This window comes from Arthrobacter dokdonellae (genome assembly GCF_003268655.1).
In the GTDB taxonomy this organism is placed as follows: Bacteria; Actinomycetota; Actinomycetes; order Actinomycetales; family Micrococcaceae; genus Specibacter; species Specibacter dokdonellae.
In genome coordinates, this window is sequence record NZ_CP029642.1 from 2,284,755 (window position 1) to 2,311,285 (window position 26,531).

27 protein-coding genes and 3 pseudogenes are annotated in these 26,531 nt (G+C 65.6%); 15 read left to right on the plus strand and 15 right to left on the minus strand.

Annotation, left to right across the window (positions count from 1 at the left end; genetic code table 11):
- Window positions 1-188 precede the first annotated feature (188 nt).
- The 5 genes and pseudogenes from DMB86_RS10135 to DMB86_RS10150 all read left to right on the plus strand — a co-directional run.
- Window positions 189-1,148, plus strand: a pseudogene (locus DMB86_RS10135) (catalase); the annotation flags it as partial.
- 24 nt (window positions 1,149-1,172) lie between these two features.
- Complete coding sequence (locus tag DMB86_RS21730; protein ID WP_472239152.1) at window positions 1,173-1,406, plus strand: catalase-related domain-containing protein; 234 nt, start codon at window positions 1,173-1,175, stop codon at window positions 1,404-1,406.
- Between the two features lie 90 nt (window positions 1,407-1,496).
- On the plus strand, window positions 1,497-1,724 hold the full coding sequence (locus DMB86_RS10140; protein WP_113717649.1) for a CsbD family protein: 228 nt from the start codon (window positions 1,497-1,499) through the stop codon (window positions 1,722-1,724).
- A gap of 157 nt (window positions 1,725-1,881) precedes the next feature.
- Window positions 1,882-2,142 (plus strand): DUF4235 domain-containing protein, encoded by a 261-nt coding sequence (locus tag DMB86_RS10145; protein ID WP_113717650.1) that lies wholly within the window; start codon window positions 1,882-1,884, stop codon window positions 2,140-2,142.
- A 177-nt stretch (window positions 2,143-2,319) separates the two neighbouring features.
- Window positions 2,320-2,985 (plus strand): PAS and ANTAR domain-containing protein, encoded by a 666-nt coding sequence (locus DMB86_RS10150; RefSeq protein ID WP_113717651.1) that lies wholly within the window; start codon window positions 2,320-2,322, stop codon window positions 2,983-2,985.
- A 10-nt stretch (window positions 2,986-2,995) separates the two neighbouring features.
- On the opposite strand, the gene DMB86_RS21510 is transcribed toward DMB86_RS10150, so the two are convergent.
- Window positions 2,996-3,151, minus strand: a complete 156-nt coding sequence (locus tag DMB86_RS21510) for a DUF72 domain-containing protein (protein WP_335644999.1) — start codon at window positions 3,149-3,151, stop codon at window positions 2,996-2,998.
- Between the two features lie 146 nt (window positions 3,152-3,297).
- Window positions 3,298-3,567 (minus strand): annotated as a pseudogene (locus DMB86_RS21515) (hypothetical protein); the annotation flags it as partial.
- A gap of 255 nt (window positions 3,568-3,822) precedes the next feature.
- Between DMB86_RS21515 and DMB86_RS10160 the strand changes: the two are divergent.
- Window positions 3,823-4,632 (plus strand): GAF and ANTAR domain-containing protein, encoded by an 810-nt coding sequence (locus DMB86_RS10160; RefSeq protein WP_113717652.1) that lies wholly within the window; start codon window positions 3,823-3,825, stop codon window positions 4,630-4,632.
- A gap of 458 nt (window positions 4,633-5,090) precedes the next feature.
- Window positions 5,091-5,306, plus strand: coding sequence for a pyrimidine dimer DNA glycosylase/endonuclease V (locus tag DMB86_RS21520; RefSeq protein ID WP_113719471.1), 216 nt, complete (start codon window positions 5,091-5,093; stop codon window positions 5,304-5,306).
- 49 nt (window positions 5,307-5,355) lie between these two features.
- Here the strand turns inward: DMB86_RS21520 and DMB86_RS21340 are convergent, their stop codons facing one another.
- Together DMB86_RS21340 and DMB86_RS10175 are read right to left on the minus strand one after the other, a co-directional pair.
- Entirely contained in the window at window positions 5,356-5,607 is a 252-nt protein-coding gene (locus tag DMB86_RS21340; protein WP_236783329.1) for a PPC domain-containing DNA-binding protein, read from the minus strand.
- 287 nt (window positions 5,608-5,894) lie between these two features.
- On the minus strand, window positions 5,895-6,779 hold the full coding sequence (locus DMB86_RS10175; protein ID WP_113719472.1) for a cation diffusion facilitator family transporter: 885 nt from the start codon (window positions 6,777-6,779) through the stop codon (window positions 5,895-5,897).
- 408 nt (window positions 6,780-7,187) lie between these two features.
- On the opposite strand from DMB86_RS10175, the gene DMB86_RS20760 reads away from it, so the two are divergent.
- Entirely contained in the window at window positions 7,188-7,661 is a 474-nt protein-coding gene (locus DMB86_RS20760) for a hypothetical protein (RefSeq protein ID WP_193926252.1), read from the plus strand.
- Between the two features lie 358 nt (window positions 7,662-8,019).
- On the opposite strand, the gene DMB86_RS10185 is transcribed toward DMB86_RS20760, so the two are convergent.
- Window positions 8,020-9,288: an IS110 family RNA-guided transposase gene (locus DMB86_RS10185; RefSeq protein WP_418202269.1), complete on the minus strand. Its 1,269-nt coding sequence runs from the start codon at window positions 9,286-9,288 to the stop codon at window positions 8,020-8,022.
- Between the two features lie 269 nt (window positions 9,289-9,557).
- Here DMB86_RS10185 and DMB86_RS21010 point away from each other — a divergent pair, with 269 nt between their 5' ends.
- Complete coding sequence (locus tag DMB86_RS21010) at window positions 9,558-9,764, plus strand: hypothetical protein (RefSeq protein WP_227878299.1); 207 nt, start codon at window positions 9,558-9,560, stop codon at window positions 9,762-9,764.
- A gap of 56 nt (window positions 9,765-9,820) precedes the next feature.
- Window positions 9,821-10,753 (plus strand): molybdopterin dinucleotide binding domain-containing protein, encoded by a 933-nt coding sequence (locus tag DMB86_RS10190; protein WP_227878300.1) that lies wholly within the window; start codon window positions 9,821-9,823, stop codon window positions 10,751-10,753.
- A 59-nt stretch (window positions 10,754-10,812) separates the two neighbouring features.
- Here DMB86_RS10190 and DMB86_RS10195 read toward each other — a convergent pair whose 3' ends face one another.
- Window positions 10,813-11,343, minus strand: coding sequence for a DUF6328 family protein (locus DMB86_RS10195; RefSeq protein ID WP_113717653.1), 531 nt, complete (start codon window positions 11,341-11,343; stop codon window positions 10,813-10,815).
- A 745-nt stretch (window positions 11,344-12,088) separates the two neighbouring features.
- Here DMB86_RS10195 and DMB86_RS10200 point away from each other — a divergent pair.
- From DMB86_RS10200 to DMB86_RS10210, 3 genes are all read left to right on the plus strand, one after another.
- Entirely contained in the window at window positions 12,089-12,604 is a 516-nt protein-coding gene (locus DMB86_RS10200) for a hypothetical protein (protein ID WP_113717654.1), read from the plus strand.
- Window positions 12,605-12,814: 210 nt separating this feature from the next.
- Window positions 12,815-13,879: a non-homologous end joining protein Ku gene (gene ku, locus DMB86_RS10205; RefSeq protein ID WP_113717655.1), complete on the plus strand. Its 1,065-nt coding sequence runs from the start codon at window positions 12,815-12,817 to the stop codon at window positions 13,877-13,879.
- The gene (locus tag DMB86_RS10210) at window positions 13,880-14,863 is read left to right on the plus strand and encodes a DNA topoisomerase IB (RefSeq protein ID WP_113717656.1); all 984 of its coding nucleotides are present in this window, start codon (window positions 13,880-13,882) and stop codon (window positions 14,861-14,863) included.
- 32 nt (window positions 14,864-14,895) lie between these two features.
- On the opposite strand, the gene DMB86_RS10215 is transcribed toward DMB86_RS10210, so the two are convergent.
- The 9 genes and pseudogenes from DMB86_RS10215 to DMB86_RS10250 form a co-directional block, all read right to left on the minus strand.
- A complete protein-coding gene (locus DMB86_RS10215; RefSeq protein WP_113717657.1) occupies window positions 14,896-15,618 on the minus strand; it encodes a glycosyltransferase family 2 protein in 723 nt (240 codons plus the stop codon).
- A complete protein-coding gene (locus DMB86_RS10220) occupies window positions 15,615-16,973 on the minus strand; it encodes a bifunctional PIG-L family deacetylase/class I SAM-dependent methyltransferase (protein ID WP_113717658.1) in 1,359 nt (452 codons plus the stop codon). Before DMB86_RS10220 ends, DMB86_RS10215 begins: the two co-directional genes overlap by 4 nt.
- The gene (locus DMB86_RS10225; protein WP_129545512.1) at window positions 16,967-18,097 is read right to left on the minus strand and encodes an acyl-CoA dehydrogenase family protein; all 1,131 of its coding nucleotides are present in this window, start codon (window positions 18,095-18,097) and stop codon (window positions 16,967-16,969) included. The genes DMB86_RS10220 and DMB86_RS10225 overlap by 7 nt, the downstream gene beginning before the upstream one ends.
- 91 nt (window positions 18,098-18,188) lie before the next feature.
- Window positions 18,189-18,653, minus strand: a complete 465-nt coding sequence (locus DMB86_RS10230) for a hypothetical protein (RefSeq protein ID WP_113717660.1) — start codon at window positions 18,651-18,653, stop codon at window positions 18,189-18,191.
- Between the two features lie 61 nt (window positions 18,654-18,714).
- Window positions 18,715-19,116 (minus strand): hypothetical protein, encoded by a 402-nt coding sequence (locus tag DMB86_RS10235; RefSeq protein WP_113717661.1) that lies wholly within the window; start codon window positions 19,114-19,116, stop codon window positions 18,715-18,717.
- A gap of 198 nt (window positions 19,117-19,314) precedes the next feature.
- Window positions 19,315-20,238, minus strand: coding sequence for an SDR family oxidoreductase (locus DMB86_RS10240; RefSeq protein WP_113717662.1), 924 nt, complete (start codon window positions 20,236-20,238; stop codon window positions 19,315-19,317).
- Window positions 20,239-20,554: 316 nt separating this feature from the next.
- Window positions 20,555-20,863 carry a glutamate--cysteine ligase family protein gene (locus tag DMB86_RS21015; protein WP_227878797.1) on the minus strand — a complete coding sequence of 103 codons (309 nt, stop codon included), beginning with the start codon at window positions 20,861-20,863 and terminating at the stop codon, window positions 20,555-20,557.
- Window positions 20,864-20,922: 59 nt separating this feature from the next.
- Window positions 20,923-21,225, minus strand: a pseudogene (locus DMB86_RS21020) (carboxylate-amine ligase); the annotation flags it as partial.
- Window positions 21,226-21,340: 115 nt separating this feature from the next.
- Complete coding sequence (locus DMB86_RS10250; protein WP_113717663.1) at window positions 21,341-23,893, minus strand: ATP-dependent DNA ligase; 2,553 nt, start codon at window positions 23,891-23,893, stop codon at window positions 21,341-21,343.
- Between the two features lie 129 nt (window positions 23,894-24,022).
- Between DMB86_RS10250 and DMB86_RS10255 the strand changes: the two genes are divergently transcribed.
- On the plus strand, window positions 24,023-25,795 hold the full coding sequence (locus tag DMB86_RS10255; RefSeq protein WP_113717664.1) for a glycoside hydrolase family 15 protein: 1,773 nt from the start codon (window positions 24,023-24,025) through the stop codon (window positions 25,793-25,795).
- 130 nt (window positions 25,796-25,925) lie between these two features.
- Entirely contained in the window at window positions 25,926-26,414 is a 489-nt protein-coding gene (locus DMB86_RS20765) for a hypothetical protein (protein WP_193926253.1), read from the plus strand.
- Window positions 26,415-26,531 lie beyond the last annotated feature (117 nt).

Below are 26,531 nucleotides of genomic sequence, written 5' to 3' on the forward strand. Positions count from 1 at the left end.
GCTGGACCCGCACATCCACGACGTTCGCCTCACCGCCGAGCACCTGGCGGCACTCGACTCGAGCTGGATCCGGTCACCGAGGACATGCTGATCGGCGTTAGTGCCATTCTTGAGCAATTCCACGCAGACAGGCAACGCGGCCATCGTTGAAAGCGTTGAGCACGTCCCGGCCATCAGCAGGAGGGCGCATGACTCATCACAGCAAGCCCCTTCCCGGCACACCGTCCTCGCAGCCGCCCTCGCTGGAGGAAGCGACGGAGCCCGACCAGCATGGTCCGGAGCTCGTCTCACCGACCGGCACGCCCACGGGCGAACCGGAAGGTTCCAGAAGCCAGTCCGGGGACTACCTGACCACGGCCCAGGCTGCGCGGCTGATGGACACGGACCATTCGCTCAAGGCCGGCCGCCGCGGACCCATCCTGCTGCAGGACCACCACCTGCGGGAAAAGATCATCCACTTTGACCATGAGCGCATCCCGGAGTGTGTCGTGCATGCCCGCGGCGCCGGCGCGCACGGCGTCTTCCAGTCGTATGGCACCCGGACCGGGCTGACCCGGGCGGGGTACTTGGCCGCGGACGTGGAAACTCCAGTCTTTGTCCGCTTCTCCACCGTCGTGGAATCCCGCGGTTCGGCCGACGTCGTCCGGGAAACATGTGGTTTCGCCGTCAAGTTTTACACGGACGAGGGAACCTTTGACTTGGTGGGCAACAACATTTCCGTCTTCTTCATTCAGGACGCCATCAAGTTCCCCGATGTTGTCCACGCGGCGAAGCCCCCTCCGGACAGGGAGATACCGCAGGCCCAAAGCGCCCATGACACCTTCTGGGATTTCGTTTCGCTGCACACCGAGGCCCAGGCGCACACCCTGTGGTTCATGGCAGACCGGGGCATTCCCCGGTCCTTCCGCATGATGGAAGGATTCGGGGTCCAGACCTTCCGCCTGGGCAACGGGGAGGGCGAATTGTCCTTGGTCAAGTTCCATTGGAAGCCTGCCTTGGGCGTGCATTCGCTGGTTTGGGAGGAGGCCCAGATTGTGAACGGCATGGATCCGGACTTCCACCGCCGCGATCTGGCGGACGCCATCGAATCCGGCAATTTTCCATCCTGGGAACTGGGCGTTCAAGTCTTCCCCGACACCGGGGACGAGAGCGACCATTTCTCCCAGGCCACGTTGTTCTACCGCAGCCTGTCTGCCACGGAGCAGGACCACGTGGTTCAGGCGTACACCTTTGAACTGGGCAAGTGTTATGAACAGGTCGTCCGCGAAAGGCAGTTGGTGGCACTGGCCAACATCGACGCGGCAGCGCCGGGAATAGTGCAGGGAAATCCGGAGGAGGTTGTTGCGCAGCTGGGCACCCTCTTGGCGGCACACTGTGTCTGGGAGAGGCACGCGCCGGGGGAGTAGGCGTCGACGGGCGCGGTCCGCGGCGCCTGTCCAGTCACGCTCAAGCAGCGTAGGCTCGACTGATCAGCAGCACAACCAAGGAGGACTGTCATGGGTTTGGGCGAGAAGTTTGATGCAGCAAAGGACAAGGTCACCGGCAAGGCCAAGGAGGCTTTCGGCAAGGCGACCGACGACAATTCCATGGTCGTCGAAGGCAAGGCTGACCAAGTCAAGGGCACTGTGAAAGACAAGGTTGCCGACCTCAAGGCGCATCTCCACGAGGACGCCGACAGGCGTCATGTGGACGACACCGAAGGCGGGGCGGCCCGTCCGGAGTAGCCAGGACGGTTGCAGGAGGAGGACGGAGCATCAAGGCGCCGTCCTCTTCCCTGTTCAATCAGTTTGGTTTGTTCCGTCAAACAGCGCCGCGTGCCTAAGCCCCGGTGGCAACACGCTGGAGGCAACAACGCCTCCTGGAAAAATTGGAGACAATGCCATGAAGATCCTGATCAAGCTCTTGAGCATGGGCGCCGCCCTGGCGGCGGGCGCCGCAGCACGCAAGGCACTGGAAGCGGGTTGGCGCAAGAGCACGGGAAACGAACCGCCCAAGGACGCCGGAAACCTCCGAAACCCCCTGCCCGGCGTGCTGGCCTTCGCACTGGCCACCGCGGCCTCCGGTGCCGTGATCCAGGTGGTGACGCAGCGACTCGGGCGGAAGGCCGCCCTCCGCCTCGGACGCAATCCCGCCGAGGTATAGGACAGTCGAAACAAGGCAGCCGACGCACTTCGCGCGACCGTAGCCGGGGTTTCGTGTGAGTGGATGCAACCGCGACCGGTGGACCTGTTCCGGTGAAAGGCCTACGCTGGAGAACATCGAGTAGGCCTGAGCAGATTGGCCTGGGCGCGGGAGTCTTGTACCAGAGGAGCGGACGTCATGCGCAAAGTGGAGGCCATGGCCGCCGGGTCCAGCGCCTTGACGGGCCCGCACCAGACCTTTTCCTACATCCTTCCGCCCGGAACGGGGTTCGCCGTCGGCGATTTTAGGTTCGACGTGGATTCCGGGCTCTGGAATTGGTCCGAGGGCTCATTCATCATCCACGGTTTCGAGCCCGGGGATATTGTCCCGACCACCGGCCTGGTCCTGGCCCACAAGCATCCTGCGGACCGGGATGAATTCGAACGGATTTTTCGCGGCGTCGTCGCCAACGGCGGCACAATGGTCAGCCATCACCGGATTATTGACGGGCACGGCAGCACGCGCCGGGTCATCATGGTCGGAGAGAGCATGGAAGATGCCGGCGGCCGTGTTTGTGCCATCCGCGGGCACTTCATCGACCTGACGCGGATCATGGATGCTGAGACGGCGGCCGCCGCCGATGCGGCGGTGGCCGGGGTCGTAGAGAAGCGCCACTTCATCGAACAGGCAAAGGGCATCTTGATGGGCCGCTACCGAATCGACGCTGACGCCGCCTTCGCCATGTTGGCCCAAGCCTCGCAGCACTCCCAGAGGAAAGTTCGCGACCTTGCAGAGGAAGTTGTCCGTTCGGTGGCCACCGCGGGGGCACACCCACGGGCTCACAGGGCGCCGGACGGCCGCTGAGGGGCCGTCGTCACTGCGGCCCGCCCCCCGCGGTCCAAGGCCTCGAGACGGCGAGCCAGCGCGCGGTGCTGTCGGCCTGGACCAGGGCCGCATTGTGCTCTCGCAGCAGGTCATGGCACTCAGGCGTGGCGAAGCTCGCGTGCCGGACCTCCAGCGCGTGGCGCATTGGCCGGCCGGCGTCGACCGTTGTCCAACTCCGGTCCCCGAGCCGGTCGTCATGGCCCCGCGCCAGGACTGCCCTGCCTCCATTCGTTGGGGAAGGCGGGACAGGAACGCGCCGAGCACCTCGATGTCCAACACGCTCCGTTCCGGCAATTGCCACAGGACCGGGCCCAGCTTATGTCCGAGCGCCAGCACCCCGGAGGCAAAGAAGTTCGCCAGCGCGACATCGACGTTGCGCAGCCGGAGCACGTGGGTGATGAACCGTGGGCCCTTGCTGATTCCTTGCGCTGTGCCAGGCCCGCCGGGTAGAAACTGCCCCGCCAGTCTGCGTAGCGCCAGCCGGAGGTCACGATCCTCGCTGCAGGCTTCCTGTTGCTCATCATCCTTCCAGCCCCTTCCACGAGAGGGCCGGGCCACCACGCCTGCAGAGCCGCGTCAAGCACCTCCATTCCACGGCTGCTCTGTCCATGCGCCACCGACAAGGTGATGCCCGACGGCGCATTCCGGGGCCGGGGAGGCCGAATGGCGTAGACTTTAAGCGGCCTTCAAGCAGCGGAGACCCGTCGCTGCGTGGCATTCCCAAGACAGTGTGTCGTGGTCCCGCCGGGGGTAGGGGAGCGCAGCCGCGAGCCGGGTTTCCCTGGAATACGCGGACGCTTGACAAAGGATTTTGCGATGACAACGAAAGTATCCGACGACGAACGTCCGGAGCTGAATCCGGAGCCGGTGCCCGACGTTTTCCAGGGGAGTGACGATGGGATCTCCGCGGTCACCGTTTCTGAACAACTGCAGGACCTCGTCCTGGACAGTGCGGACGTCAGTGAATTTCTCCGTGAACTCTGCGACTATTCGGCGGCTTTGGCCGCGGTTGGTGACGGCGCGCCCTTGGATTGTGCCGTGACGTTGTACCGGCGCCGGCGCGCACTGACGGGAGCCGGAAACACGGACAGGGCACGCGTGCTCAATGAGATCCAGGAGCGCATGGGAGAGGGCCCCTGCCTGACGGCCCTGCTGGAGGAGCGCACGGTGGTCGTCGATGAAACGCTCACGGACGGCCGGTGGGCGGGCTATGCCCAGGCACTGCTCAGGGAAGGCGTGCACAGCGTCCTGGCCGTTCCGCTGGTGCTGGAACAAGGGGCATCCGCTTCACTTAATTTCTTCTCCAGCGCCCCCCGCGTCTTTAACGAGGGGATTGTTGCCAGCGCCGAACAGTACGCGGCACAGGCCCAAAGGGCACTGCGCCTGGCCGTGCGGATCGGAGTCAAGCAGCAGAAGGCGGACGACCTCCAGGAAGCCATGAAATCGCGCACGGCAATTGATCTGGCGGTGGGCGTCATCATGGGACAGCAGCGCTGCTCACAGTCCGCCGCGTTCGAGCTTCTGAGCAGGGCGGCTTCGTCGAGAAACCAAAAACTGCGTGGCGTTGCCGAAGCGCTGCTGGCGAACGTCACCAAGAACACGGTGGAGACGCACTTCGACGAATAGCCCGGGGTCTACTCCGTGGGCATTGACATCCGAAAACCGCATTGACAGCGGAGCACCACGCTGGGAACGGTCACTGCCGGCGCCTCCGCCGGGCTGTATTACATTGCCACCTGGGCTTGTGTGCGGGGTACGTGCGGTTGGATGGATTCCACCATCAGGTGCTCGTCCGTTTTGCAATGTGTGCACGTCAGATGCATCCGCTGGTTCGTTGAAGCCGTTGCAGTGGTACAAGGAATAGTTGACGGTCATCGACGATTCCCCTGGCAATCCGGGGCTTTGATCAACACCCCGCCCATGCAGTGAAGGCGCGGTTTGGAAAGCCGGTTCCCGTCCGCGCCTGCCGAAGAATATCGATCCGGGTTGTCAGTTCACCCGCGGCCAGGCGCGCACGCGACGCCAGCTGTCCGGCGTCAAAGGCCCGCCGTCGGTGCTTTGATCATCCGGTAGTGTCAGCGTTTATGAGACTGTGGTCAGTGCATCCGCGGTACTTCGACCGGCAGGCATTGTTGGCATGTTGGCGTGAAGCCTGCAAACCGGAACTGCGCAGCCCATTGGTCGCGCAGGCCGGGACGGATGTGCGGATGCCCGAACCGCATCCGCTGTTCACCGTGACGGAGGGGCCGGTTGCCTCGTGGGAGCGACTGAAGGACAGCCATGGGGGTGTTTCCCACTAGCCTGTGCCGAACCGTTGTGCGACGGGGGCCCGCGCTGCATGTGGGCGGCCTAAGCGCCGGCGGAGCTGGCGGGGTCCATCAGGGCCAGCCCCGTGGCAGGGTCCAGGCGCTTGCGCAGGTGTGCCGGGGCTTCCATCAGGATAACTTCCAGGGTGGGGAGGACGTCGAGCTTCTGCAGGTGGCCTGCCACGGCTGTCGAGTCACGCCGTCCCAGTACCGCGTGGGCGTGCAGTGTCGGCTTGCCGTGGTCGTCGGCGATGTCGCCCAGACATGATGCCAGTTCCATTTGTTCGTCAAACACGGTGGAGACGTAGCTGCTGGTTTCCGGATCAAATACCCCAGTGTGGCGCCGCTGGCCGCTCCAATGGCGGTCGGGCTGGCCGCGGTGATGAGGTACTCCGCGGCAAAATCGCCAATGGCCCGGCAGGCCTGCTCGCCCTTGTCCAGGACCAGGACGAATCGCCGCAGTCCGTGTTCCTCGTACGACAATGTCGGTTTCATGGTGCGTTTCCCTTCGTAGTTTGAAAGCGGGCATGGTTCGAAAGACCGTCTGAGCGTCGTCACCATGGGGCCGTCACCATCGGGCCGTCAAAATGGCAGGGAGGGCTCGTCGGCGGTCGCCAAGGTCAGGACGGCCTCCTCAATGCCGGGGTGGTTTTCAAGGCCGCGTTCGATGGCGCGCAGGCTTTGTGCCACTGCTGATTCGGGGCGGTTCCCCGCAAGGTCGACGGCGGCCACCAGGTAGAGCTTGCGGGGACCGACGAATTCCAGATGCAGGTACGTGATGCGCGCAATGTCCGTGCCGGCCATGAGCTGGCGGGCCACGGACTTCCTCAGCTCGGCCGTCACCGCCTGCCCCACCAGAAAGCGCCTGTTCTTTTGGATCAGCACGACGGCGATGATGCCCAACAGCACGCCAACCAGGATGGAGCCGACGGCGTCGGGCACGGGCGAACCGGTGAGCTGGCGTGCGAGGATTCCGGCAAAAGCCAGGACCAGCCCGGCCAGGGCGGCACCGTCCTCGGCGAAGACTGCGCGGGTGGTGGTGTCCGAACTGTTGAGCACCTGGTCAAGGACTGCCCGGCCCTGCTTCCGGGCGTCGCCGCGGGCTTGGCGCAGGGCCTGCAGGAATGACGTGCCTTCCAGGACAAACGCCGTTGCCAAGACCACGTAGGCCAGTGTAAAGTCACCGGCGGGCTCCGGCGTAAGAAGCTGCTGCACGCCGTGCATGATCGAGACGGCCGCGCCCGCCGTGAACAAGCCAAAGGCGGCAAACATGGACCACACGTAGGCTTCGCGTCCATATCCCATCGGGTGTGCCGCGTCGCGGGGGCGTGCGGACTTGCGCTCGGCGATTAACAGAAAAATCTGATTGCCGGTGTCCGCCCACGAATGCGCCGACTCAGCCACCATGGAGGCCGATCCGGTGATGAGCGCCGCGGCAGTCTTTGCCAGGGCCACCACCACGTTCATGCAGAACGCAAGAACCACCGTGGCAGAAAATTGTGGCTGCTTCTTTTGCGGGAAGGAATCTTGGACGGATCTGGTCACATCGGGCTCCTTCCCATGGCAGCGCGGGCGGGTTGGACAACCCCGTTGTGTTCATTCTGCTCCGCGGCGGCGAAAGCTGAAAGCGCGGTGGCAACGGCCTCCGGCAGGTCGCCAAAGTTGAGTGCCCGCAATGCCAAAAGTAGGGGGCCGGACGCAGCGTCGGGGCCGTGAACTCGTCGGCCCACATTCACCGCGGGCTTAACGGGGCAAGCGGATGTGGGTCATGGATATTCCGGCAGGGCATCGTTAGAGTCGGGTGTGGCTGGTGAGGCAGAGAACCGGCCAACCCAGCCCGACAGGGCGGGCGCCATCAAGGACCAGGAGGATCAGATGACCCACTCCCACAATGAACCGGTGGAAATTTCAACGCGCATGCGCTCGGGGGAGTGGACCCGGGAGAGCCTTATGGAGCTGGTGGCTTCCTATCAGGACAAGCTGCGGGAAATGGGCGCTCCTGATGGGGAGATAGAGACTTCCGTTGAGACACCGGAGGACGGTTCGGCCGATGTCAACGTGAGTTGGCAGCACGCAGGGATGCGCACCTTCGCCGAAATGGGACAGGGCACAACGCCGGAGTCGGAGAATTCGCGGGGACACGGCGAGGATATTCCCACGGGTGGGACGACTGATGACGCCAAGGGGCTGGGCGCGGTCCTGGGCGACGCTGAGCGGTCGACCATTGACGCACCGCCCACCCGCCGGGCGACGGAGGCAGCGGCGAACCAGCCATCCCCTGATCTCCTCGTGTACACCGACGAAGAGGGAAAGACCTATGTCGAGGACGCCGGTTCCGCGAAGGAATGACACGGCCGCGGCGGCCACTTCCCCGTCCATGATGGGACGAACTTGGGCGTCGGTTTCCTCGGAGCGCCACCATGACGGCGGCCGATGCGGCGCAAGCCATGGCCTTTTGCGGGCGGCATCACTACAGTCGCAATCAGCAGAGCCGCCATCAGTGGATGAAGCAGCCGTCGCCCGCCGCAACCCATGCCGCACGGGCAGGGACCGACAATTTAAGGAGAAGTCATGGTGGACCGGGGGGGTGTCCCTATGTTTTTCGTCAAGGGTTTCGACGGCTTTTCTTCAAATACTTTTGGGGCGCCGTTTTGGGCAGGGGGTAGTGGCTGGCGGTGCGTGCCCGCCAGCTGGTAGTCCTCGGTGGTTAGGCGGTTTTGGCGGCTGGTGCCTCGTAGAAGGTGCCGTCGCGAAGCATGGCGAACAGGACGTCGCAACGCCGCCGGGCAAGGGCGATGAGTGCCTGGTTGTGCCGCTTGCCCTCGGCGCGTTTCCGGTCGTAGTAGGCCCGTGACAGCGGGTCCTTCAGCGCCGCGAACGCCGAGAGGAAGAACGCCCGTTTGAGGGCCTTGTTGCCCTTCTTGGAGGGGTGGTCGCCGCGGATCGAGGTCCCGGAACGCCAGGTCACCGGGGCCAGGCCGGCGTAGGAGGCCAGGTGGCCGGCGGTCTTGAATTCCTTGCCCGCGACCTCGGTGATGATGCGCGCTTCGGTCCTGACGCCGACCGCCGGCATGGATGTCAGGACTTCGTGAAGAGGGTGGGCCTCCACGAGGACCTCAACCTGGGCGAGGACTTCGTCCCGGGCGGTGCGCAGCTGCTTGAGCATGGCGGCGAGCTGGGGCAGCACGATGCCGGCGGCGCCGGTTCCGGCGACCACGACGGTCTGCTCTCCCAGGGCGGTGAACACCTCCGCCGCCCAGCGTTTCCCGGCCCGCGGCGCATGGCGTGAGAGCAGGGTTGCGACCCGGTTCTGGCCGGCCTTGCGCAGCTTCTCCGGGGCCGGGTACTTGATCAGCAGCTCGGCCATCGCGGGGTGGTCTAGGTGCGTGCCCACGACCCGTTCCAGGGCCGGGTGAACCTGGGTCAGGAGCCCGCGGATTCGGTTCGAGGTCGCGGTGGCCTGCTTGGCCAGATCGTCGTCAAAGCCGCACAGCATGGACAGCTCCGCGGCCTGCTCGTCCGCGACGACGATGGAGCGCAGGGTGTGCGGCAGGGACCTTGCTGCCTCGGCAATGATGGCTGCGTCTCGGGCGTCGGTCTTGGCCTCGCCGGGGTGCAGGTCGGCGATGCGGCGCATGGCCAGGCCCGGCAGGTAGCCGACCAGGATGCCCTCGGCCTGGGCCACGGCGACGGGCAGGGCGCCGATGGTGGAGGGCTGGTCCACGACCAGCAGCACGGTGCCCTTGCTGGCGACGGAGCGGATGATGGCTTGTAGTTTGGCCTCGTCCTGGGGCAGGGCCCGGTCGAGGAGTTTCTTGCCGGCGCGGTCGATGGCGACGGCGTGGTGATTGCTCTTGCCGACGTCGACACCGATGAAGATGTCGACTTTTTCATGGTCCTTGATCAACGCAAACCTCCCAGAATTTGTGTCGTGCAATGTGGTGTTGGCATGTCCTGCGGCGGCAAGGCCCGGCATCCACGTTACGGCTGACCTACACGGTGTTTCATTGCGCTGGTCCGGTCCCCATTAGCGATCCCCTGGCGCCTATCAGATCCCGGTGACAACACCCCCCGGATCATGGATGACTGGGGGCTTCAATCATGCCGGGACTGACAGGCCAACAACCCCAAATCTACTGCTCAAGGGGCTACTAAAAAGGTAACGGGGCATCAACAACAGCGACCGGGTCAGGGTGCCGCTGGTCCGGGAATGGCGTTCTCGTCGAATCAGACTGGGACACCGCCATGGCGCGCGTTGTTGACCGCAGCCGATCATTGCTGAGCGAAGAGGGACCGCTGAGCCACGCCTTCTACACCAGCGGCCAACTTTTCCTCGAGGAATACTCTGCCTTGGCGGTGCTGGGCAAGGCCGGCATCGGGACACCGCACATGGACGGCAACACCCGAGCCGGGTCCTTGACCGGTGCGCCGGTCCGGAACGTCCCCGCATAGTCTGCGTTGATCCCCGCGAAACGCCGGTGGCGCTTTAGGCGGATATCCATCTTGCCGTGCGGCCCGGTACCAGCCTTGCCCTCATGCGCGGGCTCATCAGGGAGGTCATCGCCAACGGCTGGGTTGACGAAGAATTCATCAGTGCCCGTACCCTCAAGTTCGACGACGTCCGCGCTGCCGTTGATAAATGGACACCCGAGGCGGTGGCCAGGACCTGCGGCGTCTCCGCCTCCGATGTCCGGCGGGCCGCGGAAATCTTCGGCACCTCCGAACGGCCGCTGTCCACCGTCCTGCAGGGCTTCCATCAATCCTCACAGGCCACGGCGTCGGCATGCCAGGTCAACAACCTGCACCTGATGAGGGGGAAGATCGGCCGGCCGGGCTGCGGGATCCTGCGGCTGTGCACGGAGGGGCTGTTTCCGACAAATCCGGACCGCTGCGAAACGTTCGGACATGACCTGCTGACCGGTGCCACGGTCGGTGAGCAGGCCTACCGGACGAAGACTGCCCGCACGCCCCAGCTCAACGCCGCGGACCCGCATGTATGGGTCGAAGTGTCATCCGCCGACGCGCAAAGCCTGGGCGTCAGTGAGGGCGACGAAGTGTCGGTCCGGTCCCGGCGTGGGCACCCCGTGGCACAAGCCACAATTTCGGACATCCGCCCCTGCACCCTTTTTGCCCCGTTCCATGACGGATACCGGGATGCCGGCGGGGAGCCTGGCGATGCGCCCACCGCCGCCAACGCACGGACCTTGACGGAATGGAATCCGGTATCCACGCAACCCGCCTTTAAGAACGCCGCTGTGGTTGTCGAACGGATGTCGGCGTCATCGAGGAGGGCAGAACCGTGCAGCTTCCCATCTACCTTGGCCTGCAGCCGTCCAGCCGGCCTGGCTCAAGACGCGCATCAAGCAGGCCGCGCCGCAGGCCCTGATCGCCGCAGGCGGATAGCGGGTCAGTCTCCGGCGTTGGTGGGCCAGATGCCGTAGGCGCCCGTGACGAGGCCTGACCCATGGGACGCACCCATTCCCTCGACGCTCACTGTTGATCAGGGACGGCCGGGACGGCTTTGCTTCAGATTCCTGAACCGGACAAGCGTTGGATATGCCACCAATGAGGCCAGCAGTCCAAGCAGGAGAAGGCCCGAGGCAAGTGCGGCTTGCCACGGGCCGAGGACTACATAGAAGATCAGGCCGGTCGTACCGGCCACCAGCATGCCAACCAGCCACAGAACAATCCGAACGGTGTGATGTCCGGCGGCAACCAGACGTTCCTTGATCTGCAGTCCAAAAAGTTCCCGATGCACTGCCACGGGCACCAACATCAAGGCGGTCGCGGCTGCCGCCAAGGCTACGAGAGTCAGGTACCAGCCAACAGCCGGTGCCGGCAGGTCCTTGAACCGCTGCTGAAACGGCAGCGTCAGCAAGAAACCGGCGATGATCTGCGTTCCGGTCTGCATGACCCGCAGCTCCTGAAGCAGATCGTCCCAATTCCGGTCCCGCTGCTCATTGCGGGTTTCATGGCGCCCGCTGCCGGCGTCGCCCCCGCCGTACTGAACGGAACTGTCTTCCGCACGCACGCCTTATTCCTTTACCGCGAAGGCCTGGACAACAGGACCGCACCTCCGTGCAGGGCGAACGCGGCGGCGACCGTCATGGAAGGGAGGACGGTCGCGGGGGAGTTCCATGGTGTGGTTCCCGGCAATCATCTCTTCGGCCAAACGAGCCATGAGAGCCTCTATTCTGTTTGCCCCGCAAACCCTGGAATAGCTCTGGGCGACCAATTTTCAGGCCTTTCCCAAGTCTACGCGCGCATCCAAAAAATCAGCAGGGAATTGACTGCGGGAGGCAATGCGGCCCCTTGTTTTGCATCCGCCAGCTTTGTAGTCTGGGATTGGTCGAGCTAAGAGCCAAGAATTCGGTAACTGACGGAGTTGTCATGGGGTTTTCTTCCGCATCGTCCCACATCACGACTTCCTTTTCGCCCGAAGACGACCTTGGAACGGCCGGGCCATCAATCTCGGCGCGGCCAGCCATGGCCTTATCCCCTAACCAACCCTGGTCACAATTTAAAGTTTATCGATCGGGGATTTTGGCTGGCTACATGGGATACAACATGCGGGGCCCCGAAATGTGGCTGTCGCGCCGTCCCGTGCGTCACCGCGTCCGGTGGGTGCCTCCGCCTGCCGGAAACTGTGATGTCGGCCAAGCTGCCGTGGCTGCACACCCGGCAACCGCAATGTCCCGTCACGGCTAAGTGGTGGCGACCCTGGTCATGACCGACCTACGGATTTGGCCGGCGGCACAAATATAGAAAGGCACAAAATGTCCACGATGCAATGGGTTTGGATCATTATTGGCATCATCGTTTTGTTGATCATCATAGGAGTGCTGGCCACAGTCGGCCGCAGGCGCGGCAGGCGTCGCGTCGAGAAGCAGCATGAAGAGGACCGGCAGAAGGCGGCCACCATGCGAATGGAGGCCAAGGAATCGGAATTGGACGCGCGGGCGTCACAGGCGGAGGCCGCCCGCGTGTCGGCGGAGGCCGATCAGGCGGAGGTCGAGGCCGAACGGTTGAGGATCCGCGCCGAGGAACGGCGCTCCGTGGCCAGTGACCAGGGTGCGAAGTCCGCGGAGGGACGTCGACGCGCCGATGACCTCGACCCCGACGTTGATCAGACGCGTGACGATCAGACGCGTGACGATACAAGGGGAGCGGGACCGGACGATGCCGGGTCCCGGGGCGTGGACGGTCCGCGCGGCGGCGCCACCGGGTCCGGCGAAGGCGGACCGTCCGGCGGCGCGGGGCGGCTGCCGGAGCAGGACGCCGATAATTCCTAGCTCGGGCCGGACAGCACCAGGGAAAGGCTCTACCGCGGCGCCGAAACAACGGTGCTGACGCAGCCTTGCCGCGCGCCCCCGCACGGGCGGGCCGCCAAGCTGCGCGCCCCCGTACGGCGGGCCGCAAAGCTGCGCAGGAGGCCGGCTGCGTGCCTCCCTGCGCGTCCGCCCGCTCTGTTCAGTTGAGGTGCGGAATGCTTGACTGGGTGCATGAGGTCAATATGGACAGGCTCCGTCGCCTTCGGTCTGGTCAACGTTCCGGTCAAGGCCTACGCTGCCACGCAGGACCACGATGTCAGTTTGCACCAGGTCCATGACGCCGACGGGGGAAGGATCCGCTATCAACGGCGCTGTGAAGTCTGCGGAAAAAAGATTGACTACGAACACATAGACAAGGCCTACGACGACGGCGAACGCACAGTGGTGCTCACGGATGCGGACATGGCGTCGCTGCCCGCGGAGAAGAGCCGCGAGATCGAGGTTGTCCAGTTCGTCCCCAATGACCAAATCGATCCAATCATGCTGGAGCGCAGCTACTATTTGGAACCTGACTCGAAGTCACCGAAGGCATACCAGTTGCTGGTTCAAACGCTGGAGAACACCGAATTGACAGCAGTTGTGAAGTTCGCGCTACGGCAGAAGACCCGGCTGGGTGCCCTGCGCGTGCGGGGACAGGTGTTGGTTTTGCAGGGCATCCTCTGGGCCGATGAAGTCCGCGAAGTGGAATCCCCGGCCGTGCCCGCGAAAACCAAAATCAGCGTGCAGGAGCTGAAAATGTCCTCGGCCTTGGTGGACCAGTTCAGGGCAGATTTCAATCCGGGAGACTTCGAAGATGAATACCAAACCGAATTGCGCACCCTCATTGACGAAAAGCTCAAGCAGGGTGATGCCTTGGACACGGCCGCGACCTTCGGCCACCAGGCGGCAGAGGCGGAAGCGGGCACGGGAGACAGCAATGTCATAGACCTGATGGACGCGCTGCGTCGCAGCATAGACAAAAAACGCACCGGCGGCACCCCGGACGGGAAAGCTGCGTCGCCTAAAAAGGCCGCCGGCAAAAAGATCGCCGTCAAAAAGAGCACAGGCAATAAGAGCGCCGCCGACAAGAGTGCGGCCAAGGAGGGCACCGGCAAAAAAGCTGCCGCCACAAAAGGCAAAAGCGACGCGGGCAGCAAAGCGGACACGGAGACGAAGAGGAGTTCCCGGAAAACCGCGGCGAAGAATACTGGTTCCAAGACCGCCGCCGCGTCCTCGGGCCTGAGCAAGGGAGCGTAGGTGGTCGAAGCGCTTCGCCGGGTGAACCCCGGCACAGGCGGCATCAGCCGGCGCGTGGCCGGACGAGGCTTCACCTACGTCTCCGCCCGTGGCCGTCGCATCAGCTCCGAAAAGACCCTCGATCGCATCGACGGCTTGGCCATACCGCCGGCCTGGACGCATGTTTGGATCGCCACCCAGGCCAACGCGCACATTCAGGCAACGGGAGTGGACGACGCCGGGCGCACCCAGTACATCTACCATCCGCGGTGGCGCGAAATCCGTGACAGCGAAAAGTACATCCGTTCCCTGGCCTTCGCACAGCGGCTGCCGGCCATTCGCAGGATGGTCACGCGCGACCTGAAGCAAAGTGTGGATGAGCGCCGCCGTGCAGTGGCGGCCGGTGTTCGGCTCATCGACCGGGCCGGCTTGCGCGTCGGCGGGGCGGCATATGCGGAGGAAAACGGATCCTTTGGGGCCACCACTTTGCAGCGGCGCCACGTCAGTGTCCAAGGCGACGTCCTGCACCTGGTGTTCCGTGGCAAGTCCGCCGGCGACTGGGACCTGCGCGTCAAGGATGAGCTTTTGGTGAACTACTTTGTCTCTGTGCCGCGCACTCCTGGATCGGGCCCTGCCCTCTGCCATGCCTCGAGGTCCGGACGGCGAAAACAATGGCATGGAATCTCCGACGCCGACGTCAACGGCTACTTGGGCGAGGCCGCCGGCCACGGATTCACCGCCAAGGACTTCCGTACCTGGCAGGGCACTGTTGTGGCGGCACTTTCCCTGGCCCGCTCGTTCCGCACCGGTGCCACGTCCCCCGAGGCCGTCACGGCGGCCATACGCGATGCTGCCGAATGGCTGCACAACACACCATCCATTGCCAGGGACTCTTATGTGAATCCCCGCGTCATAGCTCTCTTTGAGCAGGGAACCGTCGCCGCGCACGGACGTCAGAGGGACCGGGCCGTCCTCGCGCTGTTGTCCGGCAATCCGGCACCTTAGCAGGCAAGGCGAGTGCGGCGCGATCCCGGCCTTCAGAGTACACGGGAAGGCGCCTTGCCCGAATCCAACGTCGTTAGGAAAGCCGCGAAGCCACCCTCGAGGCGCCCATGGAGGCGGCCGGACGTGCTGACGCGGCAGGAATCCGTGGCCGAGACGGCGTAGCCCGTTTTGTGGGCCAACGCTACGAAGTCCCGGTCTTCGTGGAGGCCTTGGTCCCCAAAACCGCCCAACGTGTCGAACACCTCCGCACGGAATCCCAGATTGGCCCCGTGGACATGGGGATGTCCTTCGCGCAAATCGTGGCAGGCAAACCACCGCGCCAGGGCGGCACCACCCAAGTCCGCGGCAACGGGTTCGACCGTACCGGCCAATACGTCCGAGCCGGCCGTCGCGAACCCGTAATGCCGCACCAGCCAGTCGACCGGCACCGTGCTGTCCGCATCGGTCGAGGCGATCCAAAGATGTGGCAGCGTTGTTTGTGCCCGCGATATTGCGGCAGCGACGCCGGCATTCCGGGCGGCACCCACGCGTCCGGCGGAAACACTGCTCACGCGGACCTTTGGATGCGCTGCCAGAATCCGTGCGGAATCGTCCGTGGTGCTGTCAAGCACGACTGTGAGCGAGGATCGCACGCGGGGCTCCTCCCGCGCGAAGTGGTCCATGGCGGCTTCGAGGGCGTTGAGCGCGTAGGGCAGCAACAGTGCTTCGTTCCGTGACGGGACGACGACGGAAACTTCGCGTATGGCCTGTCTCATGGTGCGTCCCGGATGTGGAAAACATCGAGGACAAAGTCGTCTTCAGCGTAGCTGCAAGCCAACGCAAGGCGTCCGTCCGCGCCTAAAAGGCGGTGAACGTCGTCGCCGCCCAGGGGCCACCCGGAGATGGGATGGCGCCAGTGGCAGGCCGCCAGGAAGGCGTTCGGCAGCGTCGACGCGGCGACGCGCCCAATGATGCGGGCCAGCGTGGTCTCGGAGAAGTAGTAGCCGGTTTCTGAGAGGACAAACAAATCAAAGAGACCTTCGGGCCATCCCTCGGGAAGGAACGCCTCCACGATGGTGGCGTTGCCGCAGGCTTTGGTACGCGTCCTGGCCGACGCGACGGCCTCGACGCTCGCATCGACACCCAGCACCTGCCGGCAACGGGACGCCAGTTCCGCCGTCAGTGCCCCTGTCGAGCAGCCGAGTTCAAGTGCGGAATCAAAGCGTGCCCGAGGCAGCGCAGCCATCAGGAGCGAACGCTTCCGTATCTCATACCAGGTATCCGGATGCCACGGTTCGGCGCCGGAAGCGTGGATGGCGTTGAACTGTGTCTGCAGCCAGCCCGGGTAGGCCGGTCCTTCGGCCGTGAACCGTCCTGCCGCGTCGATGAACGTCTCGAAACCGCGGTCGAAGTGGGACAGGAGGTCCGGGCTAAGGAGTGCCTCGTCTCCGGCGGCAGCGGACAGCGAGGAGATTTGGCTGGCGTGGCTCAGGATCGCCGCTGCCTTCACCTCCTGTTCCTCCCGGGTCAGTTCCAGCCGCCGCAGCGCTGGCCAGGGAACTTGCCCGTGGCCTGGACTGCCCCAATGCCACAGCCAAATGGGGTACTCCAGCAGCAGGCTGTGGGTTGCGCGTGCGGCCCCGGAGGCGGCGGAGCCGGCGGCATCGTGGTCCGTGTGGCCGTCGCTGGACCAGGGTGCGACGATGATGGTATTGCCACGGCCTCCCACGGCGGAGACAATGGCGTTTTCCAATTCGTGCCTGTGGGCGTGGATCCCGCCGTCGGGGATTTCGAGGATCGTGTGGATCGCCGTGGGGGCCAGCAGTTCGAGGGCCGTCCGCAGCTCGACAGCACGGACGGCAGCCAGATCAACCGGGGCATGTGTGGGGGAGTGGGGGTGTGAGTTCTCACCCGACGTTGCGACAATCACCTCTATGGGCACGTTGTGTGCGGCTGCCTGTTGGAGCAGGCCGGCCGCCCCGAGCGTCTCGTCGTCGGGATGTGCTGCCAGCACTACAAGCGTCTGGACAGTGGCCCAGTCAATGTGCAGTTCCAACATCTGGGCAATTCGCGGGCTGGCCAGCCATTCCGCTTCAGGAGTGGTGGCCTGGTCGTGGGTGAAAGCTACCATGGCACAGATCCTGTCTCCGCTGCAGCGGCCAGGATCGTGGCGCCGTGTGCCGCGACTGAACGTTCAGCATGGTCTTGGCGCAGATACAGTTCAAGATCCGCCACCCGCTGGGCATGCTCGGGCTCGAACGCCAGGGGTTCCGGGCCCATGCCGTGTGCCGCCACCGAGTTGACGGTCTCGACTGTGCAAACAACGGTTGCCCTCACGCGCCCTGCGACGATGGCTGCCTGTCCTTCTCCTTCGGCGGCGGGTGCGCCTGTGCTGTCGGCGATCGCGGCCGCGGCCTGGAAAACAGACCTGGCGGCCCACAGCGCCTGGTCGGCGCGGCCCAGGTGCCACAGGGCAATCTGGTCCGGTTTCCGTGAACGGCAGTGTTGCAGGAGCCGTCTGGCAAGCGAGGTGGCGGCCCCCTGCCAGATGGCCGCCACGCCCGCCCCTCCCCAGGCGAAACCGGGCCGCTGGACGTACCAGCCGGGCCCGCCCACCGGTACTGCAGGAACCCCTGCCAGCGACAACCGCCGGCTGGGCACTTGGGGCAGGCCCAGTGCGGTCCAGGGCGGTCCCGAAACTGTCACCCCTTCGCTGTGAAGGTCGATGGCGAACAGTTGGCTGCCATTTTCGGTTTGCGCCACGATGAGTGCATCGCTGAGACTATCCGCGAGCGAACACCACGGTTTGTCTCCGTCCAGCTGCCAGCCGCCGCCTGCCGGTGTGGCGAGCAATTGCCCTCCGGGCCCCTGCGCCGCATATACCCCCCACGTGCTGCCGTCGGTGTGCAGTTCTTCCCTGCCAGCATCGGCGAGGATCGCCAGTGCGTCCAGGTGCGGCTCGATGATGCGCGCTGCCGTGAGGTCGGCGGCGCCCAGTGTGGCGAGCGACTGCCAGCGATCCAAGGTTTTTCCACGCTGGGGCAGCGGTACTGTGCGGCCCAGCTCGCGGGCCAAATCCAGCAAGGCCGCAACATCCCCTTGGCATGACCGTGCTGCGGTGTAGGTCCCGTCCAGGGGCGCGACGCTTGCGCGCTGGGGCGGCGCCGCTGCCACGTCCAAGCGAACTCCGAGGGGTGCGGGTTTGTCGCGGACCGCCTCGCGTGGTGCAGCTGGCGCCGGGGGCGGTACACTCACTGGGCCTGCTCCTTAGGGTTCAAACGCATGGGCGCGGACTGGGTGGGACTGCACTGGCCAAACCAATCACGAGTTTCGCTTGGGCTGGCCGCTATTCTCCGGATGCCTCCTCTGCCGGTTCTGAGGAGAACGCCTCCCGTTCCGGCCTCGTTGGCCCGGCATTGTCCTCGTCAAGGGGGGCGTCCGTCGAAGGGGCTTCCCATGGGGTTTCGTCGGAAGGCTCGACCCGGGCGGCAGCCGGATCAGCCATGTCAATTTCGTCGCGGAACTGGTCGTCGGTTCCGCCCAGGCGGCCCGCACCCGGCTCCCCGTCGCTTCCAGACTCTTCGCTGTCGAGGAAGTTTGGTTCCGGCAGGCCCAGGCTCGGATCGGCATCAAGTGCCTCGGCGTCTGTTTGCTGCCCGCGCAGGGTCGGGTCCGCGGAGCCAGGGTTCACTGCATCGGCGGGCGCCACTTCGCTTTCTGGGTCGGGAGAGCCGTAGCCGGACTCCTCCGGCACGGGGTGATGTGCCGGGCTGTTGTCCTTTGTTGGCCCGTTGGCGGCCTCATTGTTCATTGCTTGCTCCTCCATCGCTCCGGAAGTGGAATGGTCTTTGATGTCGCTCCAGGCGGACCTGCTATTGTGCCGGACCCGACGGAAGCGCACCGCCTTCGTCCGTCCAGTCCTGGCCGACGTCGTCGTTCAGGGCAGGGTCGGACTCAACGTCGGGTGCATGATGGACGCCGTGAGGCTGGGACTCCGTGCCGGCCGCCGCAGTGGCTTTTGCGGTTGGCGCGCTTCCCGTATCGTCCTTCGTCGTCGTGTCGGACCCGGTGACCTTGCCGACCAGCCGGCTGCCGAGCGCGTTGGCTTCCTCCTTGAGGGTTTCCTCCACGTGGGTGACGGTTTCCTGGACCTTGTCCGTTTCCCACAGGGACCGGGCACTGCTTTTGAGGTTTTCATAGCCGCGACGGCCGACCCTGGTGCCCACCACATAGCCGACACCCAGCCCCGCAACGAATGCTAATTTCGCTTTCATGGACAACTCCTTGCCTGAACGTGCAATTGTCTGCCGTATTTCCCAAGGGAGACCTCTGTCTTCACTCTAACCACACCGGCCTTGAAACCCCACCCCCGGCACCGGCCGCCTGCCGAATATCCACCCGGTCAAAATGCCGTTAATGTCAGGGAGCTTCCAGTAAGGGGTTCCGGGAGCCCTGACCCTTCGCCGGCGTGTTCATCCCAGGTACCGGCCGCCGGTGACGCCAATGACCGCGCCGGAGACGTAGGTGCTGTCAGGTGCCGCCAGATAAACATAGGCGCCTGCCAGTTCGGCCGGCTGGCCGGCCCGTCCCAACGGCGTGTCCTGACCGAAGTTCTTGATCTTTTCCACGGGCTGGGTAGGCGGCTGGAGGGGAGTCCAGACAGGCCCTGGAGCCACGGCGTTGACGCGGATGCCGCGCTCGCCCAAGGAACCGGCCAGGGAATAGGTCAGGCTGACGATGGCCGCCTTCGTCGCCGCATAGTCAAGCAGTGTCGGTGACGGGTGATAGCCCTGGATCGATGTCGTGTTGATGATTGAGGCACCGGGGTGTAGGTGCGGGAGTGCCGCCTTGGCCAGCCAGACCAGGGAATACACGTTGGTTTCGAACGTTCGCTCGAGCTGGCTGGTTTCCAGGTTTTCCAGTGAATCGATCGTCATCTGGAAGCCGGCGTTGTTGACGAGGATATCGAGCTTACCCAGGTTGTCGACGGTCTGGGCGATTACCTCCTGGCAAAATGCTTCGTCCCGGAGGTCCCCGGGGAGAGCCAGCGCCCGCTGCCCGGCGTCTTCGACCAGTTGCACCGTTTGCGCAGCGTCGCTGTCCTCCTCGGGCAGGTAGGTGAAGGCGACGTCCGCTCCTTCCCTGGCGTAGGCGATGGCGACGGCCCGCCCAATCCCCGAGTCGGCGCCGGTGATCAGCGCCGTGAGCCCGTCCAGGCGGTGGTTGCCCTGATAGGTGTCCTCACCGTGGTCCGGTACCGGATCCATGGCCTCCGTCCAGCCGGGGTAGTCCTGCTGCTGGCCGGGAAAGCGTTCGCTGACGTAGGCGGTGCGAGGGTCGATGAGCGGTGCACCGCCGCCCGACGCTGCGGCGTCACCTGTTGGCGGTTGGGACATGGGGGCTCCTTTCACCCGTGGCCTCAGCAGCGCCCGTCGCGCCTGCGCCTGTCCAGATGACGCGTGCCGCCTCAAACGGGTCGCCGTAGTCCCAGGACGGGTCCTCATGGTCGGGACTCAGGCCTGACTCGAGCGGGTTGGGGGAAGGGTTTACAGAGGAGTTCGACATCACGGGATCCTTGATCTTCATGAAAGTGTCTGCGGTTACCTTGGCACTGAAATGACTCCGCGGCCGGCTGCTCGACCCCCGGCGGAGGCCGCCGGTATCCACACTCTAGCTGGCCACTGGTGCTCCTGCCACCCCTCCACGGAGGGGTCAGGACGTTGCCGGTGTGGCCCCTGGATCCTTGTCGGGAGTGCGGCCCTGGGTCTCCGCGATGGCTGCCATGACGACGTCGACGGCGTTCGCGCGCCGGGAATACTCGCGGCGTTGCCAGTCGGCCCCGCTGCCATGTGCCAGGCTGCGATGCAACAGGTGGCGGATCCGCGTTCCTTCACCCCCTGATCCAAGCGTGTCCGATACGTGCGCCAGCAGGCTCGCGCCGAACTGCGCGGCAGGCACAGGGCGCGAGGAACCGGGGTCCAGGAGTTCGCTGCCGAGTCCGTTTCGCGCCGCCGGCCACATTGCTGTGCGGTTTCCACGAGCGCACGCGAGAGGCCGGGGACCAGTTCCGCGGTTTCCACGTCGAGGCAGACGTCGGCAACGCGGATTTCCACGGTCGGAAACCGCTGCGACAGCCTGGCGTCAAAATAGAGCATGCCCGGATCCAGCAACACTCCAGTATCCAGCATCCTCTCCACAAGGCGGTTGTAGGCGCGCACCGAACCAAAGATCGGCGTGGGGCCGGAGGACGGCCAGCGGTTCCATACCCTGGAACGGAAGCTCGCATAGCGGGTGTCGCGACCGTTCCAGAAGGGGGGATTGGCACTCACGGCCAGCAGGAACGGCAGCCACGCCGGCGATGCGGGCACCGGCACCTGAGGCATGCCAGTGCGGGGCCGTGGCGGGCGCCGTCAGCGCGGACGAGGCCGCGGGCACAGGCTGGCCGCTCCGCGGATCCACCAGGAGAAATTCCTCCTCGACTCCGAAAGTGCGCGTCGTTCAGTCCTCCCGGGCAACGTCCGATGCGTCCTTGTCGAGCCGCCAGCCGCGCCAGACCGGGTGGCGAAGACGTCCTGAACCGGTCCATTCGGTGTAGGCGACCTCGCCCACCAACTTGGGCGTGACCCAGTGCGCGTCGACGGCGTCGGCTTTGGGAACCCCGGCCAAGGGCGTTGTCTTTCTGGCCAGCCCGCGCACCGTGTGCCCGAGTTCGGTCAGCTCGCGCTCGCTGAAGCCGCTGCCGACGCGTCCGGCGTACGTCAGCCTGCCATCGGCGTCGGGCACGCCCACCAGGAGGGAGCCCACCGTGCCGGCCCTGGCGCCCTTGCCGTCCCGCCAGCCCCCGACGACGACCTCTTGTGTGCGGTCGTGCTTGAGCTTGATCCAGCTGGGGCTCCGGCGCCCCTCCCGGTAGGGGCTGTCGGTGCGTTTTGCCATCAGCCCCTCGAGCCCCAGCTTACGGCTGGAGGCCATGGCGGACTTGAGCGTACCGGGAATGATCGGCGATAGCTGGACGGAGGTGGCGTCGTCGAGAAGACGTGTCCCCTTTGCGGCGGCGGCCTTGATGGCCGGGAGCCGGCCCATCAGTTCTTCAAGCAGCGCACGGCGCTTGGCGAACTCGTGGCCCGTGGTGGGGGTGCCGCCAATGTCCAGGATGTCGAACGCCAGGTAGTGCACGGGGGTGCGTTGGGCGGCACGTCGGACCTCCGCGGGACGGCTGAGCTTCATGCGGGTTTGCAGGACACCGAAGTCGGGCCTTCCGGAGGTGTCAAGCGCAACAATCTCGCCGTCGAGCACCGCGGAATCGGCCGGCAGCGCCTCGGCCAGTTCCGCGGCCAGCTCAGGGTAGACGTCCGTCAGGTCGTTCCCGTTGCGGCTGGTCAGCGTCGCGCTTCCGCCGGAGACGGTGGCGAGGGCGCGAATGCCGTCCCATTTGAACTCCAGGGACCATTCGGAACCGCCATCCAGGTCCGCGCCGGTTCCAAGCGTGGCGAGCATCGGCGTGCGCGCCGTCCCGGACGGCGTCGGGGCAGCCGCGTTCCTGCTTCCCTGGTCCTTCATCAGGTGGATCAGCCATTGGGATTTCGGTCCGTGGCCGGAGGTGTTGATCAGCGCGTAACGCCGCGGACCGTCCAGTCCGCCACCTGGCTGTCCGGTGAGGGTCGCGATGATCTCCCTCCCGTCGCGCCACTTTTCCAGCTTGTAGCTGCCGCTGTCCCAGATGGACACCTCGCCGCCACCATATTCGCCCGCGGGGATGGTTCCCTCAAAGCTGCCATAGTCCAGGGGGTGGTCCTCCGTCTGGACGGCCAGGTGGTTTTTGCCCGGGTCGGTCGGCACGCCCTTGGGCAGCGCCCAGGATGCCAGGACTCCGTCGTGTTCGAGCCGGAAGTCCCAGTGGAGGCGGCGGGCATGGTGTTCCTGGATGACGAAGGTGTTCCCCCCTCCCGCCCCGTCGCCGGGGCCCCTGGGAACGGGTTCGGGCGTCTTCGCGGGGTCGCGTTTGGCGCGGTAGACGGCCAGGGGGTCGTTCCCCGCAGGGGGCAGACCGTGCCGCCCGCCGTAGGCTGTTTTGCCGCCGCCGGCTGTCGGGCCGTCGCCGTTGGCCGGGCCGTCGCCGGCTGTCTTGCCGCCGCCGTCGTCCTGGCCGCCGTCGTCGAGCGCGGCGAGCGGATCGCCCCGCCGGGCAAGGCGTTGGAGGACCTCTTTGTGGTCCAGCTGTGCAAGCGAGGGTGATGCCAGGTCGCGCCAGGTGCGCGGGGCGGCCACCCAGGGGCGGGACTTGCCCCGCAACGAGTATGGGGCCACAGTGGTCTTGTTGGCGTTGTTCTGGCTCCAGTCCACGAACACCTTGCCGGCGCGCAGGTCCTTGCGCATCCGCGACACCACCAGGTCGGGGTGGTCCGATTCCAGTGCCCGGGCGAGTTCGTGTGCGACGTCGGAAACCTGGCCGGAGTCCTGTGTCCCGTCCAAGGCGGCATAAAGGTGGATGCCTTTGCTGCCGCTGGTGACCGGAACCGGGTCCAGGCCCATGTCCGCCAGGATGGCGCGGGCCAGACGCGCCACTTCGGCGCATTCCGCCAGGCCGACGTCGTCGCCCGGATCGAGGTCCAGGACCAGCCGGTCCGGACGCGCCGGGTTCCCGTCGGCGTCGAAGCGCCACTGCGGCACGTGGATTTCCAGGGTGGCAATCTGGCCCAGCCAGGTCAGGGTCGCGAGGTCGTTGACCAGCGGATAGCTGTTGGAATGGTCCTTATGTTTCTGGGTGCCGCGTGGCACCCAGCCGGGGGTGGCGTCGTCGAGGTTCTTTTGGAAGAACATCATGCCCGGGTCGGCGGCAGTGCCCACGCCGTTGACCCAGCGCTTGCGGGTCGCCGGGCGGTCGTGCGCCGCCGCGATCAGGTACGGGGCCACCTTGGTGTAGTAGTCCAGCACGTCGGCCTTGGTGGTGCCCGTTTCCGGGTAGAGCACCTTGCCCAGGTTCGTGAGGGACAGCCGGTGGCCGTCAATGGTGACGTCTTGCGTGGTGCGCGCGCTGTCTTTGGCTGCCATGCCTACAGTCTGTCCCCATCGGATGGACTGCGCCAGACCTTGCCGGCGACCGCCGGCGCCGGCCCCGGGAGTCGGTTCGGGGACGGCGCGACTCTGGCAGCAGGCCCGCTCAGAGCCTAGACTCACAAGATGTTGCACGATTCGAACGAACCCTTCCCCCCTCATGTCCTGCGCGAGTACGCCATGCTCGCCGACGGTGAACGCGGCGCCCTGCTGGGTCCCCGCGGTGACGTGGTGTGGATGTGCGCCCCGCGCTGGCACAACGACGCCGTGTTCTCGGCCCTGGTGGGCGGGCAGGGGGTGTTCGCCGTGACCCCGCGGGACCTCCACTCGGTTTGGGGCGGCAGCTACGAAGACGGCACGCTCATCTGGAACAGCCGCTGGACCACGCATGCGGGCCTGATCGGGTGCCGGGAGGCCCTGATGTACCCGGGGGATCCCGAGCGGGCCGTCATCCTGCGCAGGATCCGCGGCCTCGACGGCCCGGCGCCCGTCAGGGTGGTACTGGACGCACGCGCCAACTTCGGCAGGCACAGGATGACCCGGCTGGCGCTGTCGGATGGTGTATGGACGGCACGGTCGGGGGATCTGCGCGTTCGGCTCACCGGCGCGGAGGGGGCGCGGATCGACGACGGCGTGCTGTCGATGGAGGTTGACATCCCCGAGGGGGAGGAACTTGACCTGGTGCTTGAAATTTCCTCGGCGCGTCTGCCGCGGACGCCGCCGGATCCGGACGCGTCCTGGGTTGCCACCGAGGAAGCCTGGAGTAAGGCCGTACCCGGACTGGAGAACACCATCGCCGCCGACGACGCGCGCCAGTCATATGCCGTCCTGCGCGGGATGACGGGGTCGAACGGCGCCATGGTGGCGGCGGCAACCATGGGACTGCCCGAGAGGGCCAATGAGAAGCGCAACTACGATTACCGCTATGCCTGGATCCGCGACCAGTGTTTCGTCGGCGAGGCGGCCGCCGCCTGCGGCGCCGTTGACCTGGTGGATGACGCGGTCCGTTTCGTGACCGGAAGGCTTCTTGCGGACGGCCCGCAGATGCACCCGGCCTACACGGTGGACGGTGGCAGGGTTCCTGACGAAGTCGACGTGGGACTGCCTGGCTATCCCGGAGGTTCCAGCAAGGTGGGCAACTGGGTTAACAAGCAGTTCCAGCTTGATGCCTTCGGGGAGAGCCTGCTGCTCTTTGCGGCAGCGGCCGGACTCGACCGGCTGGAGCTGGACCATTGGCGTGCCGTGGAGACATGCATCGGTGCGATCGAGCAGCGCTGGCGGGAACCGGACGCCGGCATCTGGGAGTTGGACAACCGGCGGTGGGCGCATTCGCGGCTCATCTGCGTCGCGGGCCTGCGGGGGATAGCGGCACACGCGCCGGCCGCCCAGGGATCGCGGTGGGCGGCTTTGGCGGACGTGATCACGGCTGACGTGTCCGAGGATTGCCTGCATCCGAGCGGGCGGTGGCAGCGGGCGCCGGGGGACCCGCGGGTGGACGCTTCGCTGCTTCTGCCGATGGTGCGCGGCGCCTTGCCTCCGGACGATGTCCGCAGCGCCGTGACCCTTGCCGCGATCCACCGGGAGCTGGGCAGGAAGGGATACCTGTACCGCTTCAGCCAGGACCCGCGGCCGTTGGCCGACGCCGAAGGCGCGTTCCTGCTGTGCGGCTTCACCATGGCCACCGCCCTGCACCTGCACGGGGAGGAGAAGGAAGCAGTCCGATGGTTTGAACGCAACCGTGCAGCCTGCGGCTCTCCCGGCCTTTTCACTGAAGAATACGACATTGAGCAGCGCCAGCTCCGCGGCAACTTCCCGCAGGCCTTTGTGCATGCCGCCATGCTGGAAGCCTCCCAGCGCCTTGCGGAACCGGTGGGCAACCACGCCCCCATCGTCATTTGACTGCCCGGCCGGGAGGTCGCCCTGTGCCCCGTTCCGCGGGATCGCCGGCCGAGACGGACCTGCCGCCCTTGGCAGCCTCACCGCGGCCGCGTAGGCTGAATTTATAGTCGGCGACGAGGGGCTTGCACACATGAAGGATTTACCAGGAGACCCCGTGGAGATTTCCACGCGGATGCATTCCGGCGAATGGAGCGAGGAGACCCTGGCTGACGTGGTTGGCGCCTACCGTCGAAAGCTGCAGGACATGGGTGCCCCCGAGTCCGAAATTGAGACGGAAATCGACCGCGCCGCCGACGGCTCGGTTCGCATGCGCGTGAGCTGGGCGCACAGGGGCGTTCACACTTTTGGGGAAATGACGCAGGCCGCCCGGGCTCACTCGGGGACCGGCGCGTACGCCGGCGCGGCCGTGCCACCGGGCGACAGTGGGGCCCCCGGCGCGCCAGAAGGAACGGATGGGGACCCGGAGGTTCCCACCATCAACGGGCCGCCGACGGCGCGCGCGAAAGAGGCCGCGAAGCACCAGCGGGTTCCGGACGCCATCATTTACACCTCTGGTGACGGTGAAACGTATGTGGAGGACCCGCATGGCGGTCAGGTCCGTCCCAAGCGGCACCTCTGACCCACAGTAGTTCCCCCGAAACTGGCCCGCAGTAGATGTCGAAAAACGCCTCGAAATCACGTTTTTTCGACATCTATTGCGGGTCAGTTGGACGAGGGAGATCTTGCGCCCGGCACG

Bases quoted from the DNA above. Each gene is read 5' to 3' on its own strand.
- DMB86_RS10140 (WP_113717649.1), top strand. From the start codon at position 1,497: ATGGGTTTGGGCGAGAAGTTTGATGCAGCAAAGGACAAGGTCACCGGC.
- DMB86_RS10145 (WP_113717650.1), top strand. From the start codon at position 1,882: ATGAAGATCCTGATCAAGCTCTTGAGCATGGGCGCCGCCCTGGCGGCG.
- DMB86_RS10150 (WP_113717651.1), top strand. From the start codon at position 2,320: ATGCGCAAAGTGGAGGCCATGGCCGCCGGGTCCAGCGCCTTGACGGGC.
- DMB86_RS21510 (WP_335644999.1), bottom strand. From the start codon at position 3,151: ATGCGCCACGCGCTGGAGGTCCGGCACGCGAGCTTCGCCACGCCTGAG.
- DMB86_RS10160 (WP_113717652.1), top strand. From the start codon at position 3,823: ATGACAACGAAAGTATCCGACGACGAACGTCCGGAGCTGAATCCGGAG.
- DMB86_RS21520 (WP_113719471.1), top strand. From the start codon at position 5,091: ATGAGACTGTGGTCAGTGCATCCGCGGTACTTCGACCGGCAGGCATTG.
- DMB86_RS10175 (WP_113719472.1), bottom strand. From the start codon at position 6,779: ATGAACGTGGTGGTGGCCCTGGCAAAGACTGCCGCGGCGCTCATCACC.
- DMB86_RS20760 (WP_193926252.1), top strand. From the start codon at position 7,188: ATGACCCACTCCCACAATGAACCGGTGGAAATTTCAACGCGCATGCGC.
- DMB86_RS10185 (WP_418202269.1), bottom strand. From the start codon at position 9,288: ATGCCGGGCCTTGCCGCCGCAGGACATGCCAACACCACATTGCACGAC.
- DMB86_RS21010 (WP_227878299.1), top strand. From the start codon at position 9,558: ATGGCGCGCGTTGTTGACCGCAGCCGATCATTGCTGAGCGAAGAGGGA.
- DMB86_RS10200 (WP_113717654.1), top strand. From the start codon at position 12,089: ATGTCCACGATGCAATGGGTTTGGATCATTATTGGCATCATCGTTTTG.
- ku (WP_113717655.1), top strand. From the start codon at position 12,815: ATGAGGTCAATATGGACAGGCTCCGTCGCCTTCGGTCTGGTCAACGTT.
- DMB86_RS10215 (WP_113717657.1), bottom strand. From the start codon at position 15,618: ATGAGACAGGCCATACGCGAAGTTTCCGTCGTCGTCCCGTCACGGAAC.
- DMB86_RS10220 (WP_113717658.1), bottom strand. From the start codon at position 16,973: ATGGTAGCTTTCACCCACGACCAGGCCACCACTCCTGAAGCGGAATGG.
- DMB86_RS10230 (WP_113717660.1), bottom strand. From the start codon at position 18,653: ATGAACAATGAGGCCGCCAACGGGCCAACAAAGGACAACAGCCCGGCA.
- DMB86_RS10235 (WP_113717661.1), bottom strand. From the start codon at position 19,116: ATGAAAGCGAAATTAGCATTCGTTGCGGGGCTGGGTGTCGGCTATGTG.
- DMB86_RS10240 (WP_113717662.1), bottom strand. From the start codon at position 20,238: ATGTCCCAACCGCCAACAGGTGACGCCGCAGCGTCGGGCGGCGGTGCA.
- DMB86_RS21015 (WP_227878797.1), bottom strand. From the start codon at position 20,863: ATGTGGCCGGCGGCGCGAAACGGACTCGGCAGCGAACTCCTGGACCCC.
- DMB86_RS10250 (WP_113717663.1), bottom strand. From the start codon at position 23,893: ATGGCAGCCAAAGACAGCGCGCGCACCACGCAAGACGTCACCATTGAC.
- DMB86_RS10255 (WP_113717664.1), top strand. From the start codon at position 24,023: ATGTTGCACGATTCGAACGAACCCTTCCCCCCTCATGTCCTGCGCGAG.
- DMB86_RS20765 (WP_193926253.1), top strand. From the start codon at position 25,926: ATGAAGGATTTACCAGGAGACCCCGTGGAGATTTCCACGCGGATGCAT.